The organism is Telluribacter roseus, assembly GCF_017355915.2.
In the GTDB taxonomy this organism is placed as follows: Bacteria; Bacteroidota; Bacteroidia; order Cytophagales; family Spirosomataceae; genus Telluribacter.
The window spans coordinates 59,545-78,612 of record NZ_JAFEUV020000005.1; the positions used below are offsets into that span (position 1 = coordinate 59,545).

Annotated in this window: 19 protein-coding genes; 12 read left to right on the forward strand and 7 right to left on the reverse strand. The window is 49.7% G+C overall.

The features are described 5' to 3' along the window. The first annotated feature begins 69 nt into the window (after positions 1 to 69). Positions 70 to 306 (forward strand): hypothetical protein, encoded by a 237-nt coding sequence (locus tag JTN23_RS11180; RefSeq protein WP_247234910.1) that lies wholly within the window; start codon positions 70 to 72, stop codon positions 304 to 306. A gap of 26 nt (positions 307 to 332) precedes the next feature. Here the strand turns inward: JTN23_RS11180 and JTN23_RS11185 are convergent, their stop codons facing one another. Beyond that, the gene (locus tag JTN23_RS11185) at positions 333 to 1,457 is read right to left on the reverse strand and encodes an NAD(P)/FAD-dependent oxidoreductase (protein ID WP_247234911.1); all 1,125 of its coding nucleotides are present in this window, start codon (positions 1,455 to 1,457) and stop codon (positions 333 to 335) included. A gap of 372 nt (positions 1,458 to 1,829) precedes the next feature. On the opposite strand from JTN23_RS11185, the gene JTN23_RS11190 reads away from it, so the two are divergent. From JTN23_RS11190 to lepB, 6 genes are all read left to right on the forward strand, one after another. After that, on the forward strand, positions 1,830 to 2,852 hold the full coding sequence (locus JTN23_RS11190; RefSeq protein WP_247234912.1) for a radical SAM protein: 1,023 nt from the start codon (positions 1,830 to 1,832) through the stop codon (positions 2,850 to 2,852). A gap of 163 nt (positions 2,853 to 3,015) precedes the next feature. Further along, the gene (locus tag JTN23_RS11195) at positions 3,016 to 3,813 is read left to right on the forward strand and encodes a ParA family protein (protein WP_247234913.1); all 798 of its coding nucleotides are present in this window, start codon (positions 3,016 to 3,018) and stop codon (positions 3,811 to 3,813) included. A 35-nt stretch (positions 3,814 to 3,848) separates the two neighbouring features. Further along, positions 3,849 to 4,772, forward strand: coding sequence for a ParB/RepB/Spo0J family partition protein (locus tag JTN23_RS11200; RefSeq protein WP_247234914.1), 924 nt, complete (start codon positions 3,849 to 3,851; stop codon positions 4,770 to 4,772). Between the two features lie 83 nt (positions 4,773 to 4,855). Continuing rightward, positions 4,856 to 5,443 carry a DUF5683 domain-containing protein gene (locus JTN23_RS11205; protein ID WP_247234915.1) on the forward strand — a complete coding sequence of 196 codons (588 nt, stop codon included), beginning with the start codon at positions 4,856 to 4,858 and terminating at the stop codon, positions 5,441 to 5,443. 45 nt (positions 5,444 to 5,488) lie between these two features. Continuing rightward, positions 5,489 to 6,208 (forward strand): 4-hydroxy-tetrahydrodipicolinate reductase, encoded by a 720-nt coding sequence (gene dapB, locus JTN23_RS11210; RefSeq protein WP_247234916.1) that lies wholly within the window; start codon positions 5,489 to 5,491, stop codon positions 6,206 to 6,208. A 122-nt stretch (positions 6,209 to 6,330) separates the two neighbouring features. Beyond that, entirely contained in the window at positions 6,331 to 7,482 is a 1,152-nt protein-coding gene (lepB, locus tag JTN23_RS11215; protein ID WP_247234917.1) for a signal peptidase I, read from the forward strand. A gap of 133 nt (positions 7,483 to 7,615) precedes the next feature. On the opposite strand, the gene JTN23_RS25915 is transcribed toward lepB, so the two are convergent. Beyond that, positions 7,616 to 8,407, reverse strand: coding sequence for a hypothetical protein (locus tag JTN23_RS25915; protein ID WP_310586717.1), 792 nt, complete (start codon positions 8,405 to 8,407; stop codon positions 7,616 to 7,618). 428 nt (positions 8,408 to 8,835) lie between these two features. Here JTN23_RS25915 and dprA point away from each other — a divergent pair, with 428 nt between their 5' ends. Together dprA and JTN23_RS11230 are read left to right on the forward strand one after the other, a co-directional pair. Further along, on the forward strand, positions 8,836 to 9,963 hold the full coding sequence (gene dprA, locus JTN23_RS11225; protein WP_247234918.1) for a DNA-processing protein DprA: 1,128 nt from the start codon (positions 8,836 to 8,838) through the stop codon (positions 9,961 to 9,963). Positions 9,964 to 9,969: 6 nt separating this feature from the next. Next, entirely contained in the window at positions 9,970 to 10,608 is a 639-nt protein-coding gene (locus tag JTN23_RS11230) for an RNA-binding domain-containing protein (protein WP_247234919.1), read from the forward strand. A gap of 52 nt (positions 10,609 to 10,660) precedes the next feature. Here JTN23_RS11230 and JTN23_RS11235 read toward each other — a convergent pair whose 3' ends face one another. Further along, entirely contained in the window at positions 10,661 to 11,092 is a 432-nt protein-coding gene (locus tag JTN23_RS11235) for an FKBP-type peptidyl-prolyl cis-trans isomerase (protein WP_247234920.1), read from the reverse strand. A gap of 76 nt (positions 11,093 to 11,168) precedes the next feature. Further along, a complete protein-coding gene (gene proS, locus JTN23_RS11240; protein ID WP_247234921.1) occupies positions 11,169 to 12,644 on the reverse strand; it encodes a proline--tRNA ligase in 1,476 nt (491 codons plus the stop codon). 179 nt (positions 12,645 to 12,823) lie between these two features. Between proS and JTN23_RS11245 the strand changes: the two genes are divergently transcribed. Further along, positions 12,824 to 14,164 (forward strand): hypothetical protein, encoded by a 1,341-nt coding sequence (locus tag JTN23_RS11245; RefSeq protein ID WP_247234922.1) that lies wholly within the window; start codon positions 12,824 to 12,826, stop codon positions 14,162 to 14,164. 138 nt (positions 14,165 to 14,302) lie between these two features. After that, positions 14,303 to 15,847: a hypothetical protein gene (locus tag JTN23_RS11250; protein WP_247234923.1), complete on the forward strand. Its 1,545-nt coding sequence runs from the start codon at positions 14,303 to 14,305 to the stop codon at positions 15,845 to 15,847. A gap of 96 nt (positions 15,848 to 15,943) precedes the next feature. On the opposite strand, the gene JTN23_RS11255 is transcribed toward JTN23_RS11250, so the two are convergent. The 3 genes from JTN23_RS11255 to JTN23_RS11265 form a co-directional block, all read right to left on the reverse strand. Further along, complete coding sequence (locus JTN23_RS11255; protein WP_247234924.1) at positions 15,944 to 16,450, reverse strand: shikimate kinase; 507 nt, start codon at positions 16,448 to 16,450, stop codon at positions 15,944 to 15,946. Positions 16,451 to 16,458: 8 nt separating this feature from the next. Continuing rightward, positions 16,459 to 17,553 carry a BT_3928 family protein gene (locus tag JTN23_RS11260; protein ID WP_247234925.1) on the reverse strand — a complete coding sequence of 365 codons (1,095 nt, stop codon included), beginning with the start codon at positions 17,551 to 17,553 and terminating at the stop codon, positions 16,459 to 16,461. Positions 17,554 to 17,633: 80 nt separating this feature from the next. Beyond that, on the reverse strand, positions 17,634 to 18,179 hold the full coding sequence (locus JTN23_RS11265) for a DUF1599 domain-containing protein (RefSeq protein WP_247234926.1): 546 nt from the start codon (positions 18,177 to 18,179) through the stop codon (positions 17,634 to 17,636). A 13-nt stretch (positions 18,180 to 18,192) separates the two neighbouring features. Between JTN23_RS11265 and folP the strand changes: the two genes are divergently transcribed. Next, positions 18,193 to 19,068 carry a dihydropteroate synthase gene (gene folP / locus JTN23_RS11270; RefSeq protein ID WP_247234927.1) on the forward strand — a complete coding sequence of 292 codons (876 nt, stop codon included), beginning with the start codon at positions 18,193 to 18,195 and terminating at the stop codon, positions 19,066 to 19,068.

Below are 19,068 nucleotides of genomic sequence, written 5' to 3' on the forward strand. Positions count from 1 at the left end.
GGCCTGAATGGTATGCTTTTTTAGCTGTAGTAGGGGAAGTACAAGTTTTTTCACTAACCCAAAACTACTATGGCTTATAAAGCGAAAAATTTGGGAGGTGCCAATAAGGGGGCCCCTACACAATCAGAGAAGTCGAAAGCGGAGGTGAAGGTTGTTGATAGTGACACCCTGGACCAACGTCAGGAGATAAGCGACAAATATACCATTGATGATGCCGAACCAGATCCACGGGTAGTACCGGTATCACATCCAAATCGTAACCTCAACAAAGAGCATACGGACAGACCCGGCTACGGTGGTACCTGATAAGTAGGTACCTTTGAATACGTATATTAACTAGTAATAAAAGGTTTTCCGTGGGTATTACGGATAACCAGCCGCAATAAGGGAGGAAGGAGCCCAAAGAAGTGAAGTGCAAACTCCGAGAGGGTTTCGTTGCCAAACATTCGCTGTACGTTCCTTCCTACCCACAAGCGGGTCGAAAACTGCTCATTCCACCGCCGGGTATACCCATCTTCCAACCGCTTCCGGTTCCGGTGCTTCTTATAATATTCTATAATTTCCTGTGCTGCTATCCAACCGCCATGTATGGCCATGGCCATTCCGTTTCCACATAGGGGTGTAATAAGGCCGGCTGCATCGCCCGACATGAGTATATGATTTACTACGGCTTTCTTGGGAGCAAATGATATCTCATTAATTACCTCCGGGCTATCGTACAGAAATTTGGCTTCTTTGAGTATGGTATAAATGTGCGGATTCTGAGCCAGTACCTGTCGTTCCATCTCGGGTATACTCCCGTACATCTTCACATTGCTCCGCTCCGTCAGGTAGCACATACAGTACTTATCATCTTCAATAGCCGATATACCACAGTAGCCATTCCGGAAATTGTGCAGCGCTATGGTATCTTTAGGAAAGTCATACTGAATATGGTACTTCACCCCCATGTAAGGAGAGGTCTGCTGCATAAAATCACGGTGCAGCTCCCGGTCCAGACGGGCCCGCTTTCCGTAGGCACCCATCACTACTTCGGCCTTATACTCATCACCCGCTGCGGTTTGTACGGTAAAATGGTCCTCGTTCCAATGTACTTCCGAAACGGAAGTATTCAGCAGGAACTCCACACCCGATGCCTTTGCCAATTGGTACAGTTGATCATCAAACAGGTACCGGCTGAGGCCAAACCCACCCAGCGTCAGGGGCGAGTCAAGTATATGCCCCCTGGGGGAGGTAAACCGGAAAGAATTGATTTCGGCCGCGCCCAATAGCGTTGGGTCAAGTCCTAGTTTTTTTAAATATGGCCTAACTTCGTTGGATATGTATTCACCACATACTTTGTGATGCGGGTAGTTTTTTCGCTCAATCAAGAGTACCCGAATACCTGCCCTGGACAGTTCGATACCAGTGGTGAGTCCGGCCAAACCACCACCTATAATTAGGACAGGGTACGTCATTCTGCTGGGATTTGCTTAGTTTCGCATGTATTAAATAAAGCATTCTGCTACCCAAATGTTTGAAAATTGTCTGTCTGGATTTGTCAGCAGCGTATTGACTGTGATTCTCTGCAGCATAGATAAATGGACCTGGGGGTGTATAAGGGGCTGGATATAATTCTCTTAGTAAGCGGAAAAGGGTCCGGTAGCTCAATCGTTGATCTTACTGTTGAGGCGTAGGGGGAGGTTTGGTGCCAGCTCATACTACTAAACAGTTTGTGGCCTGCCTTGTTGCTTTTGCAGTTGTGAACCACAAATGGGGCAGAGTGGGTGAGGGCACGATAAATAAATACTACATAGAATAAATACTACATAGAAATAGAATAAGTACTGATGAATAGAAACTGGAAGGATGGATTGAATCTGATGTCGAAGGTGACGCCCCGCCGGGCCTGGAATGCCATGCAGATACTGGGGAGCTACTTTTATTCCCGCTATTCGGGCAAAGCTACGCACTGGGGCATGCCGGTAGCCATTTCCTTCGAGCCTACTACTTCCTGTAATCTGCGTTGTCCAGAGTGCCCGAGCGGGTTGCGATCATTTACGCGACCAACGGGTATGATGGAAGAAGACCTTTATAAAAAAACCATTGACGAGCTGGCCGAAACGCTGCTGTACCTGATCTTTTACTTTCAGGGCGAGCCTTACCTGCACCCCAAGTTTTTTGATCTGGTACAGTATGCCCATAACAAGGGCATCTATACGGCTACCTCTACCAATGCCCACTACCTGACCGACGAAAAAGCCCGCCGCACCGTAGAGTCCGGCCTCGACCGGCTGATCATCTCCATCGATGGTACTACGCAGGATGTATACGAGCAGTACCGCATCGGAGGCAAGCTGGAGAAGGTACTGGAAGGGACCCGTAATATTATCAAATGGAAAAAGACCCTAAAATCCAGCACGCCCCATACGGTATTCCAGTTCCTGGTTGTGAAGCCCAACGAGCACCAGATCGATGAGGTGAAGAGGCTGGCTAAGGAGCTGGGAGTAGATGAAGTAGGACTCAAGACCGCCCAGATCTACGACTACGAGCAGGGATCTCCTCTGATCCCTACCATTGATAAGTACTCACGGTACAAGCCTGAGGAGGGAGGTACCTTTTCGATCAAGAATGAACTGCTGGATCACTGCTGGAAAATGTGGCATTCGTGTGTCATTACCTGGGATGGCCTGGTAGTACCCTGCTGCTTCGATAAGGACGCCCACCACCGCCTGGGCGATATGAAGCGGCAGAGCTTCCGGGAGCTGTGGCGGGGCAGTGACTACCACCAGTTCCGTGAGACACTGATCCGCTCCCGTTCGGAAATAGAAATGTGCAAGAACTGTACCGAAGGTACTAAAGTGTGGGCGTGAAACATCCCGACCCCAAATGCTTCCGATCGGAGCTTTCAAAAAAATAATATGGAGCAACTGTCTGATTTACAGATGCGAAATATTATTATCAAAAACTCCGTGGAACATTTGTTGTGTATTTGAGGCGAATACCTGAAATTTGGAACTGGTAACTCAAAGAACAATGGGCAAAGTAATTGCAATTGCAAACCAAAAAGGTGGAGTAGGCAAAACAACCACGGCAATAAACCTGGCTGCCAGTTTAGCCGCTCTCGAATTCCGAACCCTCATCGTTGACGCTGATCCTCAGGCTAACTCTACGTCCGGCCTTGGCTTTAACCCCAAGGAGATCGAGTACAGCATATATGAGTGTATGGTCGAAGGGATTCGTACCCGGGACATCATCATCCAGACCGACTTCCCTAATCTGGACCTGCTACCTTCTCACATTGACCTGGTAGGAGCGGAGATCGAAATGATCAACCTCAAAAACCGCGAGGATCGGATGAAGGAAGCCATGGAGGGCATTCGGGACGACTACGACTTTATCATCGTAGACTGCTCACCTTCGCTGGGTCTGATTACGATCAATAGCCTCACGGCGGCCGATTCGGTCATCATCCCGGTACAGTGTGAATACTTTGCCCTTGAAGGACTAGGCAAGCTGCTCAACACCATTACGATCATCCAGTCAAGGCTGAATACCAATCTGGCTATCGAGGGTATTCTGCTGACTATGTACGATCTGCGTTTGCGCCTGTCCAACCAGGTAGTCAATGAAGTAACTACCCACTTCCAGTCGCTGGTATTTAATACCATCATTCCTCGTAATATCCGTCTTAGCGAGTCGCCCAGCTACGGCTTGCCCGTACTGGCTCAGGATGCTGACAGCAAAGGTGCCATCAGCTACCTCAACCTGGCCCGCGAGATACTTACCAAAAATGGCCTGCTCTCACAGGATCAACCCGTTGGGATTAGCTAGTGCCGAGTCAACCCTTAGATTTACACTTGTGCAGTATGGAAAATAAAAATAAAAAAATGGTGGGGCTAGGCCGCGGCTTAGGTGCTTTGTTACAGGATTCTGACTCAGTAAATGCTCCACGGACTCCCACCGCCCGTCCAACACCTTTTGAGACTATAAGCGCCATGAATGAGATTGATGTCAATCTCATTGAGGCCAACCCCTTCCAGCCCCGTTCCAAGTTTGACCAGGAGGCTCTTCAGGAGCTCGCTGACTCAATCCGGGTACAGGGCATTATACAGCCTATTACCGTAAGGCAAATCAGTAAGGATAAGTATCAGTTGATTTCGGGAGAGCGTCGTCTGCAGGCTTCCAAGTCAATTGGTATGGGTAAGATCCCGGCCTACATCCGTACGGCTAATGATCAGCAGATGCTGGAAATGGCGCTGATCGAGAACATCCAGCGCGAAAACCTTAATGCCATCGAAATCGCCCTCAGCTATCAGCGGCTCATGCACGAGTGTAGCCTAAAGCAGGAGGAACTGGGTGAGCGGGTAGGCAAAAACCGTACTACCGTTAATAACTACATCCGGCTGCTTAAGCTGCCTCCGGTGATACAGGCTGCCCTGCGCGACAACCAGATCAGTATGGGTCACGCCCGGGCCATCATCACCATCGATAGCCCCGATATCCAGCTGAAAATCTTCAAGAAGATCATTGAAGAGGGCTGGTCGGTACGGAAGGTAGAAGAGGAGGTACGTAAGCTATCTCTCGTAGCCGAAACACCCGAAAAGGAACGTCGCCCCCAGACAATCAAGCAGGAGATCCGGTCGTTACAGTTTAGGTTATCATCCTTCTTTGGATCAAAGGTATCTATCAAAAGTGATGACAGCCACAAAGGTGAGATCAAGATTCCTTTCACTTCACAGGAAGAACTTGACCGGATATTGGATACTCTGAATTTCGAAAAGAAAGCTTGAACAGGTGGCTTTGGATAGGGTTAATGGCTCTGAGTATCGGAGGGGCCCAAGCACAACGTGTTACTACGGATAGCTTAGGGAAAGTGGTATTGCCCATTGTAAAGGGTGATACCATCAGTCCTGTGGCTGGTACTACCCTGTCTGTTGATTCACTGCTAGTTCCAAAGGAAGAGAAATTCAGACCTGTTCCTCGCAGAGCTACCATTTTTGCCATTGCTTTTCCGGGTGGTGGTCAGATCTACAACCGTGACTACTGGAAACTACCGCTGGTATACGGTGCCTTTGGAAGTGCTGTATACGCCATACGCTGGAATACTCTGCGCTACAACGATTTTCTTACTGCCTATAAGGCATTCTATGATTTATCAACGGGGCGGCCACGTACTGATATCACCACGTATCCGGTATATCTGCGTGGAACCGGTGAAACCCGGGAGCTTACCCTGGATCAGGTAAAGCGGGGGCGCTCAGCCTACCGTCGCTACCGCGACTACTCATACGTAATATCGGTGGCGGTGTACGCGCTGGCGGCCGTCGAAGCCAACGTTGCGGCCCACCTGAAGACATTCGACATATCCGAAGACTTATCCTTACGCGTTGAACCATCACTTTACCAGCCCCATGTGCCTGGCCCCACGGCTGGTGTCAGGCTGGTATTCGGGATAAGATAAACCCAATAAATAAGCTGTTTATACTTTTACTTTTATTTACGATTTATGAATATCCTGCTGTTAGGGTACGGCAAAATGGGCCGGACTATTGAACAGATAGCTCTGGAAAGGGGGCATCGCATCGTTGGAAAGATAGATGTGCAGAACCGGAACGAAATGGACACGCTTACCAGAGAAGATGTAGACGTAGCCATTGAGTTTAGTTCACCGGAGGCTGCCTTTGACAATATCACCTATTGCCTCCGCAAAGGCTGGCCCATCGTGAGTGGTACTACGGGCTGGCTCGAACACAAAGCCGAAATTGAAGCTCTTTGCCGGCAGCAACAGGGGGCCTTCTTTTACGCTTCCAATTACAGCATTGGTGTTAATCTGTTCTTCCGTCTGAACCGCTACCTGGCTCGCCTCATGAAGGGACAGCCGTATGATGTGTCGATGACAGAAATCCACCATATCCATAAGCTGGACGCTCCCAGCGGAACCGCCATTACTCTGGCCGAAGGTGTCAGTGCGGAGAATGATAGCATCCAGGGCTGGACTTTGGCACCTGATACCAAAGAAGGCTACCTGCCCATTACATCGGAGCGGGAAGGCGAAGTGCCAGGTACCCACATCATCCGCTACGACTCAGAAATCGATACCATCGAGATCAGCCACACCGCGCACGGCCGCAAAGGCTTTGCTTCGGGGGCGGTAGTATCTGCCGAGTGGTTAGTAGGCAAGGCCGGAGTTTTTGGCATGGACGATCTGCTCGAGAACCTGGGATAGTAGGGAAAGAAAAGACCGGTTGAGGAGAAACTTCATTCTGGAAGCTTAAATTTTATTAAATTAAGAATAAAAAGTAGTAAATAGTTGTTTCAGTTACATTATTACTTATCTAAAATTCTAAAATGACCACTAAAAACAGGACATTTGAAAGGGAAGTAGAGCGAAGAAATACACCTAATGGCAAAAAGAAATCTGCGGCACGCGAGTGGTTTGATTCAGTACTGTTTGCGGTAGTAGCTGCCACTCTTATTCGCTGGCTGTTTTTCGAAGCCTTCACCATTCCCACGCCCTCGATGGAGAACAGCCTGTTGGTAGGCGACTTTCTGTTCGTGAGTAAGCTCCACTACGGTACTCGCACACCCAAGACTCCTCTGCAGGTACCTTTGACCCACCAAACTATCTGGGGAACTAACCTGTCGTCCTATTCAGACGCAGTTCAACTACCGCAGTACCGCTTACCGGGTTTCTCGGAAGTAAAGCGGGGCGATGTGGTGGTATTTAACTATCCTCCCGAGCTGCAGCATCCGGTGGACCTGCGTACTAACTATATCAAGCGTTGTGTAGGCTTACCGGGTGACTCATTGGTAGTACGTGATGCACAGGTATACGTCAACGGGCAGGCTATGGAGAATCCCCCTCGCATGGAGGATGAGTACTTTGTAGCTACTACTACGGCGGTGAATGAGGACAAGGTGTTCCGCGAAAATGGTATCTCGGAGTTTTACAGCTATTCCGAAACCTTTAATGACTCTATCCCTGGTAATGACGAAACGGGTTACATTGTATATACTACCACCGCCATTGCCGCCAAGCTCAAAGAGTACGACTTTGTGAAGGATGTGCGGGTGGTGAAGGCTTCCAGCGGATACGTTGAGCCGGGTCTGTACCCACAGTCAGCGCTCTTCAAGTGGAACCGCGATAACTACGGGCCGGTAGTGATTCCTGCCGAAGGAATGACTATACAGCTGACCCCGGAGAACGTAGCCCTGTATAAAGATGTCATCAAGAACTACGATGGCAACGAAAATGTAGTAGTTGACGGCAACCAGATCACTATTGGTGGTAAGGCAATTACGTCTTATACTTTCAAGCAGGACTATTATTTCATGATGGGAGATAACCGGCACAACTCCGCCGACTCACGCTACTGGGGTTTTGTACCCATGGATCATATTGTAGGGAAAGCGGTATTTGTATGGATGTCAATTGATCCTAATCCGACCAGCGTTGCCAATAAGATTCGCTGGAGCCGCCTGTTCCGGGTAATCGAGTAAGAGAATACTCTTGTATGAACGCATAAAAAAAGAGTCGCCATTCGGCGACTCTTTTTACTATCAGTCAGTTGAAATGGGCTGGATTATAAAAGTCGTCTACTTTCTGGATCCTGCCTCCAATTCATAAAGACTGTTAGTATCTATCTTTATCTCTGTCAGTAGTACCGAAACGGTCGCTATCTGTGTTACCGTAGCGGTCGCTGTCGGTAGAACCCATTGAACCGGTAGAGCCGGTAGTTCCCGAGTAGCCGGTAGTACCTGAGCTGGTATATCCAGTTGTACCAGTTGATCCGGTTGTGCTGGTATTTCCGGTATTACTCCATGAGCCGCTGTCCCAGCCGGTGTGAATATTTTCACCACGGTATGATCTCCACTGATCGGAGATAGTCATTCCTTCTTCGCGGCTGCGTGGTTTAACACCCACTACAATACCACCTTCCTTGATGCTGCTTTCGTACATTTCGGCACGATCCTTAGGAATACCTGATCCAACCAGTGCACCAATGATACCGCCCGTCAGACCACCGGCACCTGCACCGGTAAGGCCAGCTACGATAGGACCTGCTACAACCAATCCCAAACCGGGAATAGCTACTGCTGTACCAAGTGCAGCAATGGCGCCAATGATAGCACCCGCAGTACCACCAATCGCAGAGCCAATACCTGCTTTCTCCATAGCTTTGTTGCCAAGCTCTGACCGGTCGTCTTTGTCAACACCTTTAAAGTGGTTGTCACGGGTATCGTTCGACATCAGAACGGAAATTTCATCCCGCGAATAACCCATATCAATCAGTGACTGATAGGCTCTCTCAGCGTCATCTTTGTCTCTGAACACGCCCGTAATGGTACCCGTTTCGTGATTGAAGTCCGAATCGTGGTGGGATGTTGATCTGTAATCGCGGTCTGAATCTCTTAAATTTTCCATAACAAAAAAGGTTTTTGGGATTGTTTATTGTAAATAATTCCGTCAGAAGAGAGTCAAATAATCATACCAAGAAGTCACCACTTATAGGTACAAGAGCCCCGGACCAGGTACTGGCGACTACTGTACCGTATACTTGTTTAGTACTTTTTAAACTATGGTAAGGCTTTAAAGTGAGCAACTTAAAGGTGGTATTGGAAATAATATTGATGTTACATTTTGGTTACTATTTTTCAGTGGATAATGAGGTGCTGTGCGGTCGGTTACAATTTCTCACTCTGTGAGAAATTATATGCACAGATAGGGCTATGCCCCATTGATACTACCATTGAGCAGGTTAGGAGCAGTAGTTGTTATACTAACAAGTGTTATCAGCGACTCCGAAAAAATTGCCTAACTTGCCTTAGCTAAGAGAAAGGAAAGTTTTCTGTATGCAGGAAAAGGAAGAGGATTACATACACACGCTGGCCCTGGTATTTACGCCCGGCATTGGATCAGTCATGATCAGGCAACTGATCAGCTACTGCGGTGGGGCTACCAACGTATTCAGGGCTGATTATAAAAAGTTAATAAAGATACCGGGCATTGGCGATAAGGCAGCGCGGGCTATACTCCTGAAGCAGGGCGTAGAGCTGGCTCAGAAAGAATGGAGCCGATGCCAGCGCGAAGGGGTACGTCTGCACTTTTATACGGATGCTGATTTTCCCCGCCGCCTGAAGCCACTGTATGACTCACCACTGGTGCTGTATAGCCAGGGGCAGATGGAACTGAATGCACACCGGACGGTAGGTATAGTAGGCACCCGGCAGGTAACCGACTACGGCAAGACGATCACGGAGTCGATCATCAGAGACCTGGCTCCTTACCATACGCTGGTGGTGAGTGGACTGGCTTATGGGGTGGACATCACTGCTCACCGGGCTTGCCTGAAGCACCAGATCCCCACGGTGGGGGTTATGGCCAGTGGTCTGGATGTGATTTATCCGGCGGTACATAAGCGAACGGCTCAGGACATGCAGCAGAATGGCGGCATCCTGACTGAGAACCCCCTGGGTACCAAACCCGATGCCAAACGATTTCCGGCCCGTAACCGAATCATAGCCGGCCTGAGTGATGTTACCATTGTGGTAGAGTCCACCCGTAAGGGAGGGAGCCTGATTACCATTGAGTATGCGATGAATTACCACCGGGAGGTATTTGCGGTACCGGGGCCGCTGACAAGTCCACAATCGGAGGGCTGCCATCAGTTGATCAAAGACAACAAGGCGGCGGTATTTACTACGGTGGACGAAATGGCCGAGGCGTTGGGCTGGAAACGGGGTGAAATAGCAGAGGCAGATACATTACCTGCTCAGCCAGATGCCACACCCATCTTTGATGGTTTTACGCAGGAAGAAGGGCAGGTACTTTCATTACTAAAGCGCCAGGGTGATATGCAACTGGACGAGCTAAGCTGGCAGAGTGGGATACACCTAGGAAAGCTGGCAACTTTATTACTAAATCTGGAATTTCAGGGTATGGTGCGATCATTACCCGGCAAAAAATACGCACTGGTTTAACAATCTATGGCAAATGCTTCTAAAACAACACTGGAACTGATCCAGATGGGGGAGGGACTCACTATCGAATTCAAACGTAGTATTGATAGTCCCTTCCGAATTGCCCGTACCCTGGCTTCTTTTGCCAATACGTCGGGGGGAACCCTGCTCGTAGGAGTGGCTGACAACAGAGAAGTGATAGGGGTACTTTCGGAACTGCGGGAAATGCAAAAGCTGGAAAAAGCCTGTACGCAGCTGGTCGATAAAGAACTGATTATTCAATACAAAGCCATTCGGTTAGGTACTAAGCTGGTACTGCGGGTAGAGATTGAAGAAAGTGAAGATAAGCCACACTATGCTATTAATGAAAAAGGGGAGCGAATCATTTACATCCGGACCAAAGACAAAAGCGTACCTACCAACCGCCTCATGTTACCGGGCGAAGGGGATGTGGATACGGACAAGCTGCTCGCGTCCAAACAGGTCAAAAGTATCATTCAGTACCTGAAGCAGAATGACCTGATCACGGATAAGATTCTTTCGCAGATGATCAATATATCAGAGAAGAGAGCCTCCCGGATGCTGAATGATCTGGCCGAGAAGAATATACTGATTCGCCTGGGCCATTACAAGCCCATTGCTTACAGTCTGAAGCTGGCTGAATAGCAGAAAAGGGAGGCTCATAGAGCCTCCCTTTTCTGCTGATGATTATTATATGCTACTGGATATCTACGAGTTCCAGTTCGAATATCAGGTCCTTACCAGCCAATGGGTGGTTAGCGTCAAGTACCACAGTTTCTGCGGTAACTTCTCTTACAACTACAGGAATCACCTGACCATTTCCTTCCTGATGCATGTTCAGGGTAGTACCGATTTCCAGAGGAATTTCGGCAGGAATCTCCTTACGATCAAAGTTGATTACCAGATCTTCATTTATATCTCCGTAGGCTTCGTTGCTTGGAATATGAATGGTTTTCTTTTCACCCACTTCCATACCAGTTACGCCTTCGTCAAATCCTTTGATTACTTGTCCGCTTCCCAGTTGGAATGAAAGAGGATCACGTCCGGCCGAAGAATCGAACAGTTGACCGTCAGGTAGTGTGCCCGTGTAGTGCACTTTAACGGTGTCACCGGATTGTGCTTTTTTCATGTTGTTTTTCTTTTGAGTTGTAAAAAACTATAAACAATAGGTAAAGCCTAAATTGTTCACCATTGTTCTGATAAAATTAGTAAGAACGTGCAAACATAACCCGTCGGCTGGAAGGCTTACCGGTATAGATACAGGTACCTTCTTCTTCGGGAGCATTGAGAGGTATACAACGAATGGTTGCCTTGGTCTCTTCCTTGATCTTCTCTTCGGTTTCAGGAGTACCATCCCAGTGGGCGAGCACAAACCCAGCTTTCCCGTCCAGTACTGCTTTAAATTCCTCGTAGGTATCAACCTTAGTAGTATTCTCCTCCCGGAAGGCCAGCGCCTTGTTGTAGATAGACTGCTGAATGTCATCCAGCAGATTGCTGATGTAGGTAGAGATACCTTCCAGTGATACCGTCTCCTTGGTTTTGGTATCGCGGCGGGCCACTTCAACGGTACCATTTTCCAGATCGCGCATACCCATCGCCAGGCGCACAGGTACTCCACGAAGCTCGTACTCGGCAAATTTCCAGCCGGGCTTGTTGGCGTCGCTGTCGTCAAACTTCACACTGATGCCCATCTTCTTGAGCTCCTTCCGGATCTCGTCGGCCTTCTTGCGCAGTTGGCCCAGTTGTTCGTCATTCTTGAATATAGGTACGATCACCACCTGTATGGGAGCCAGCTTGGGTGGCAGTACCAGTCCGCTGTCGTCGGAGTGAGCCATGATGAGTGCCCCCATCAGGCGGGTACTTACACCCCATGAGGTACCCCACACGTGCTCGAGCTTACCGTCGCGGTCCTGGAACTTCACATCAAATGCCTTGGCGAAGTTCTGGCCCAGGAAGTGGGATGTACCGGCCTGCAGCGCTTTGCCGTCCTGCATAAGTGCTTCGATGCAGTACGTTTCCAGTGCGCCGGCGAAGCGCTCGTTAGGCGTTTTTACGCCACGCACCACAGGTACTGCCATCCACTCTTCGGCGAAGGTAGCGTATACCTCCAGCATCTGCTCCGTTTCGGCTATGGCCTCCTGAGCAGTAGCGTGCGCTGTATGGCCTTCCTGCCACAGAAACTCCGCCGTCCGCAGGAACAGACGCGTGCGCATTTCCCAGCGTACGACGTTGGCCCACTGGTTGATAAGTAGCGGCAGGTCGCGGTACGACTGGATCCAGTTTTTATAAGTACTCCAGATAACGGTCTCCGATGTAGGCCGCACAATTAATTCTTCTTCTAATTTTGCATCAGGGTCTACAACCACTCCCTTGCCTTCGGGGTCATTCTTCAAACGGTAGTGGGTAACGACGGCACACTCCTTGGCAAAACCCTCCACGTGGTCGGCTTCTTTGCTAAGATAGGATTTTGGGATAAAAAGAGGAAAGTACGCGTTGGTATGGCCGGTCTCCTTGAACATGTCGTCCAGAGCCCGCTGCATTTTTTCCCAGATTGAGTATCCGTAGGGTTTGATAACCATGCAACCGCGTACGGCTGAATTTTCGGCCAGGTCGGCCCTTCTTACCAGTTCATTGTACCATTCGGAGTAGTTTTCGCTACGAGAAGGTAAGGCTTTACTCATGAGTAGTAGTAGTTAGTATACAATAGGTGACGTATTGCCAGGCAAATACAGTTAAAGGTTGCAAAGATAGTTTTTTATGCTATATTTGTACTTAGCGAAGTTCCTCAATCGTTGAGTAAAAAACAGGAACATATTTAGGAATTTTATAGTTAATTAATAGAATATAACCCGATTGTGCCATGACTACCTTACGAAATGTGAAGTACTTGTCGGTGGTTGCTCTCATAGGGGTTTGGGGTTGTTCCTCCAACCAATATGCATCGCGCTCCGGGGTAGAGTATGATGACCTCTACGGCAACTCATCTGATGTTGAGGTAGCCGTGAGAAATCGTCCTGCCAACGAAGCCCGTAGTCGCTACGACAATCCTGATTTCCAATCTACTGATGGTGTTGCCGCTAACGAAGGTACCACCGATTACTATGATGAAAACTATCTGTCATCTCGCAAGGTGCAGCGTCCTGTTTCGGATGAAGTAGGATATAACGCTGGTTTCCGCGAGGGCTATATAGCCGGACAGACTGCCGTTTTTGATCCATTTTTCATGAATTCCTACGGAGGCTTCTGGCCCGGTAGCAGTGCGGCTTTCCGCATGGGCTTCCAGGTAGGTGTCAATCGTTCTATGCGCCTCGGATTTAGTCCGTTTATCGGCATGGGTGGCATGTACGGTATGGGCCGCATGGGGTATAGCCCCTGGGGTATGTATCGTCCGTGGGGCTTTGATCCGTTCTGGGGGTCTTCAATGGCCTATGGCGGATTTGGTATGCCTTATGGCTATGGCATGTACGGAATGGGTGATCCTTTCTGGGGCATGAACAGCTGGGGTAGTCCATTCGGTGGTATGTATGGAGGCATGTATGGGTATGGTTTTAACCCATGGGCCTACAACCGTCCGGTGGTAATTGTAAACAATAACAGCGATCGTAACGAGTATCGTCGTACTTACGGACCCCGTGGAAGTGCCACCGGCCGCAGTACTGATACCTACAACCGTGGCTTTGTAAACACCACCCGTAGCAGCCGTAACGCTAACGCCAATGCCGCCGGTCGTCAGGGAGCCAATGCCGGATACGATAATTCAGCAGCTACCAACTCCCGTGGTACTACCAGCAGCGATGCTTACTACGCTCGTCCTAGAAGCAACAGCAGCGGAACCTACTACGGAGGTAACAGCAGCACAGGACGTTCAAGTGCTGAAGGTACTTCTACCTACTCAGGCAGCGAGTCCCGCAGGTCTTCGTCCAATGGTGATTACTACTATTCACGTCCTCGCTCCAACAGCAGCGGAACCTACTCGGGAAGCACCGGAACGAGCCGTAGCTACGGTACCAGCAGCCAGCCATCGTCCAGAACCTACGATAGCGGAACGCGCAGTAACTCTACCTACCAGGCTCCTTCGCGTCAATCTTCTCCTTCGTGGGGAGGCCAGAGCAGCCCGCGTAGCAGTGCACCAGCCTCTATGCCATCCGGTGGCGGCGGCGGTGGTGGAAGCAGTGCTCCGCGATCACGTGGTCCAAGATGATAAGAGTTGAGTGAAAATAGGTGAAACAAGATTCACCGAAGTGAGTTATATACAAAGACCCCGTAGAATGTGATATTTTGCGGGGTCTTTCGTTTTTATATCAAACAGCTTTTTGAACTACTATACTAAATAAGGTCCATGAAAAAAAAAGGAAAATGGCTGGGAGGTCTGGCGGCGCTGCTGCTGTCTCTGCCCACTCAGGCACAATATGCGTACGATGCGTTACGGTTCTCCGAAATGTTTCAGACAGGTACGGCGCGCTTTCAGGGAATTGGCGGTAACCAGGCCTCACTGGGTGGAGACGCCAGCTCAATCGCAGGAAACCCGGCAGGTCTTGGGTTTTACAATCGCTCAGAGTTGAGTATAAGTCCGGCCTTTACCAACATCAACACCCGCGGTAGCTACATCGGACAAACTACTACCGATGGAAAGACCACACCTAATCTGGCTCATGCCTCGCTCGTTATAGCCGGCAACCCCCAGAGCTATAACCGTAAGTGGAAGCGTACCTCTATTGGTATATCCTTCTCCCGTCAGCAGTCATTCCAGAACCTGTTTACGTACCGGGGAACCAATAACCGCTCGTCTTTCGGCGACTACGCAGTAGAGCAGGCCAATGCCCGTAACATCTCGGCGGAGCGTCTGGATGCCGACGATTACAATCCTAACGTCAATGAGGCTTACTCGCTGGAAGGTGCCTACTACCAGCTGTATCTTCTCAATCCCTCTACGGCAGTAGGGCCACCGTACTTCCGCTATGACCGCAATAGCCCCACCGACCAGATGGGTACTTTTGAGTCAACCGGCGCCCATTCGCAATGGAACTTTGCCTACGCCGGTAACTACGCCGATAAGCTGTATATTGGACTTTCGTTAGGATTCAACCGGATCAACTACAGCTACACGCATACCCTGAATGAACGCTATACGGCGGGACAAGTATTCAGGGGGCTCACCCACAGTGAAGACCTGAACGTGACCGGCAATGGATTCAATGGTACCCTGGGAGTTATTTACCGGGCTACACCAGCCTTACAGCTCGGTGGATCGATTACATCACCTACCTTTATGGGATTGCGCGAAACCTTCAATGAGGTGGCCTCAGTGGATGTAATAGGTATACCTGCGGATAATCAGACAACCTTTGTACCGGATATCACCCGGATCCCACTGGCTCCCAACGATTTTGAGTATAATATCACCAGCCCGCTACGGGCATCGGGTGGAGCTACCTACTTCTTTGGTACCAATGGCTTCCTGACCGGTACCGTTGAGTACGTTGGCTTCCGGGGCATGCGTGTCAACTCGCGTAACCTGAGTGGGATTGATAACACGAACTTCCGTAATGAGAACAACAACGAGATCAGAAACACGTTCAACAACACCGTCAATGTACGGTTGGGTGGAGAGGCTCGTATGAATCAGTTCCGGGCCCGCGCTGGAGTGGCTTACCTGGGTGATCCGTATCGTACCATGCTGGATGGTCTGGACCGGAGCAAGCTGCTGTTCTCGGGTGGAGTGGGTTTCCGTAGCGAACGCTTCTTTATTGATGTTACAGGTACCTACTATACCTTCAAGTCGACGTTTACGCCTTACGTGCTGAACAACCCCAATGACTATGCATCGGTAGACATCAGCAATCGTAATACCAACATCATAGTGACACTGGGTACGTTCTTCTGAGAACAAAGTAACTTTGATAAAGTATAAACAGGAAGGGCTCCCGCCATACGGGAGCCCTTCCTGTTTATCGTAAGATTGTATAACGATAGTAAAAAGCTACTGTAAGTACGGCCTGATCAGGTACAGGAGCGTGTCAATGTCCGTTTCGCCCGATACGGTGAGGTCGGCCCGGGAGTAGTAGGGGAGCCGGGCTTCGTACTTCTGGGAAAGCTCATTTTCCAGTGACGAAACCCCTGACAGCAGCGGGCGATCGTCCTGACCGTGGCTTTCAATCCGCCGGGCCAGTACAGCAGGCGGTACATCCAAGAATACGCTTACTCCGTTGTCTTTGATAAAATCCATGTTGTCAAAAAAACAGGGTACTCCGCCTCCGGTCGCTATTACTAATCCGCGGTTGGGTAAGGTAGCTTTGAGGATGCGGCTCTCCACCTCCCTGAAGTACCCTTCTCCCTTCTGAGCGAAGATCTCGGGGATACTCATCTGCTGATCTTTGACGATGAGCTTATCCATATCTACAAACCGGTACCAAAGTTCCTTGGCCAGCTTTTTGCCCAGAGTAGATTTGCCCGATGAAGGCATGCCTATCAGAAAAATATTCTTCATCGACGCTATTAGCTGTTTGCTTTCTCTACTACTTCTTCCGTGGTAGGCGTATCGTTGTAGTGCCACTTGCCTTTGACGGTACCCTCGCTGAGCAGCCATATGCCCGGGTTTGAGCGGGAGATGGTCTTCAGTACGGTAGCATCCGCATAGTAGTAAGGTACATTGAGTTGCTGCGCTTTGATGAACTTCTCGATATCGCTACCACTGGCCGAGGTCAGGATAACTGGCTCGATACCCTGCGCTTTTACTTCTGTCACCAGCTTGCGAAGATCCGGGAATGCCGCCAGGTTCAGGTCTTTCAGGTTCTTGATAATGATAAACAGCTTCTTGCCTTCGAAGGTAGCCTGCGTAAAGTCTCCTTCGTCGTTCCAGGTGCGGTAGTCGGTAATCTTGGGCTTGGCGTTCTCGTTCAGCACTACCATCTCCTTGAACTTGTAGGTAGTATCCGACGGGAACTGCTCGTACTCGTATTCCTTACCATCCTTTTCAAATACATACTTGTAGCGGAGTGGCTCCGAGGGCTGCATCTGCTGCGGGATGTTAGCTCCCACCTTGTAAGGAAGCAGGTCCAGAATGGGCAGGTGCCGGATGGCATAGAAGGCAATACCCAGCGAGAATACCGTAGCTATAACGACTATTATACCCGTAGGGAGCGCCCTGAACTGGTGGCGTTGCCAGAGGATCAGCAGGATCAGGGCCAGCAGGAATATATCCTTGCCGAAGGAAGTCCATGGTTTGAGCTTAATGGCATCCCCGAAGCAGCCACAGTCGGTGACCTTATTGAAGTAGGCTGAGTAGAACGTCAGGAACGTAAAGAACACGATAATGATCAGCAGCAGCCAGGATACCGTTTTGGGCTTGTAGCTGACCAGCAGGGCTACGCCCAGAATCACCTCGGCCGCGCAAAGGAATACGGAGAGGTACAGGGCATAGGGTACGAGCGCTATGAAAAAGTCATGCAGGGCAGGTACATCGGCCGCAAATACTTCAAAGTACTCTTCCAGCTTGATCTGGGTACCAACGGGATCGTTCAATTTGATCAGTCCCGAGAAAATAAATATGACTCCTACTACTATGCGGGCTATTTGAGCAACAATCTTCATGATAGAATCAAAGAGGGTTTATATAGCAAAGTACAAACCGGCTGATTTATTGCCGGAGGTGTTCAGAAATCTGTAGCTGTTCAATTCGTGTGCAGCGCGTTGGACTTGATCAGACAGAATACTGAATAGTTGATGATATCCTGGTAGCCCGACTTAACCCCCTCCGATACCAGCGTATGCCCCTGGTTGTCCTCGATCTGCTTGATGCGCAGCAGCTTCATCAGGATGATGTCCGTCATGGAGCTCACGCGCATATCCCGCCAGGCCTCACCGTAGTCGTGGTTTTTGTTGAAGAGTAGTTGTTTTACTTCTTCTACTTGCTCGTTGTACAGGCGGCTGAGTTCATCGGAGCCAAGTTCGCCGGGCTTCTGGTCCAGGGCGATCTGGATCAGGGCCATCACGCAGTAGTTGATGATGCCGATAAACTCCCCCGAGATATTATCCTCCACTTTCTGGACTCCTTTTTCCTGAATGGTGCGGATACGCTGGGCTTTGATAAATATCTGATCGGTGATAGATGGCAGGCGCAGGATCCGCCACGAGGTACCGTAGTCTTTGTTTTTCTTTTCAAAAAGGTCTTGGCAATGTCGGATGATCTCCTGATATTCCGCTTCGGTAGATTTCACAGCAGTTAAAAGTATGAGTAGCGATTTAAAGATTAATACGTCGCAAGATATAAAAAAAACGCTCAATGTAGGGGGACGACTGGTGGAGCTTTCACCACCTCTGATCATGGGTATTCTTAATATTACACCTGATTCGTTTTTTAAGGGAGGCCGGGTCAGCACCAGTCCGGATGAGGTACTGCAACGGGCAGGAGGGACGTACGAGCAGGGCGCTGCTATTCTGGATATAGGGGGCTACTCCACCCGCCCCGGTGCGCTGGAGGTAAGCCAGGCCGAAGAGCTGGACCGGGTACTGCCGGTGATCCAAAGCATCCGTAAGCATGTACCGGATGCGCTTATTTCGGTGGATACCTTCAGAGCGGGCGTAGCCCTAGAGGCGGTACGGGCCGGTGCTGATATCATCAATGACGTGTCGGGAGGTACTCTGGACGCGGCTATGTTTGATACCGTAGCGGCCCTCAAAGTACCTTATGTATTGATGCACATGCGGGGTACTCCCCAGACCATGACCAAGCTTGCCAACTACGAGCGGCTGGTACCTGATATCCTGAAAGAGCTACAGCAAAAACTGGTGGAACTACGGCAGAAAGGAGTGGCCGATATCATCATTGATCCGGGCTTTGGATTTGCCAAGACCGTAGCGCAGAACTTCAGACTCATGCGGAGCCTGAGCGAGTTTCATCAGCTCGGGTGTCCGCTGCTGGTGGGCGTTTCAAGAAAGTCAATGGTATGGCGTACGCTGGGTGTAACAGCCGAAGAGGCCCTGAATGGTACTACTGTATTGAATACCCTGGCTTTGCAGCAGGGGGCGGATATATTGCGGGTACATGATGTGAGAGAAGCCGCCGAAGCCGTTAAACTTTGGCAGCTGACAGTGTCTAAGGATTAG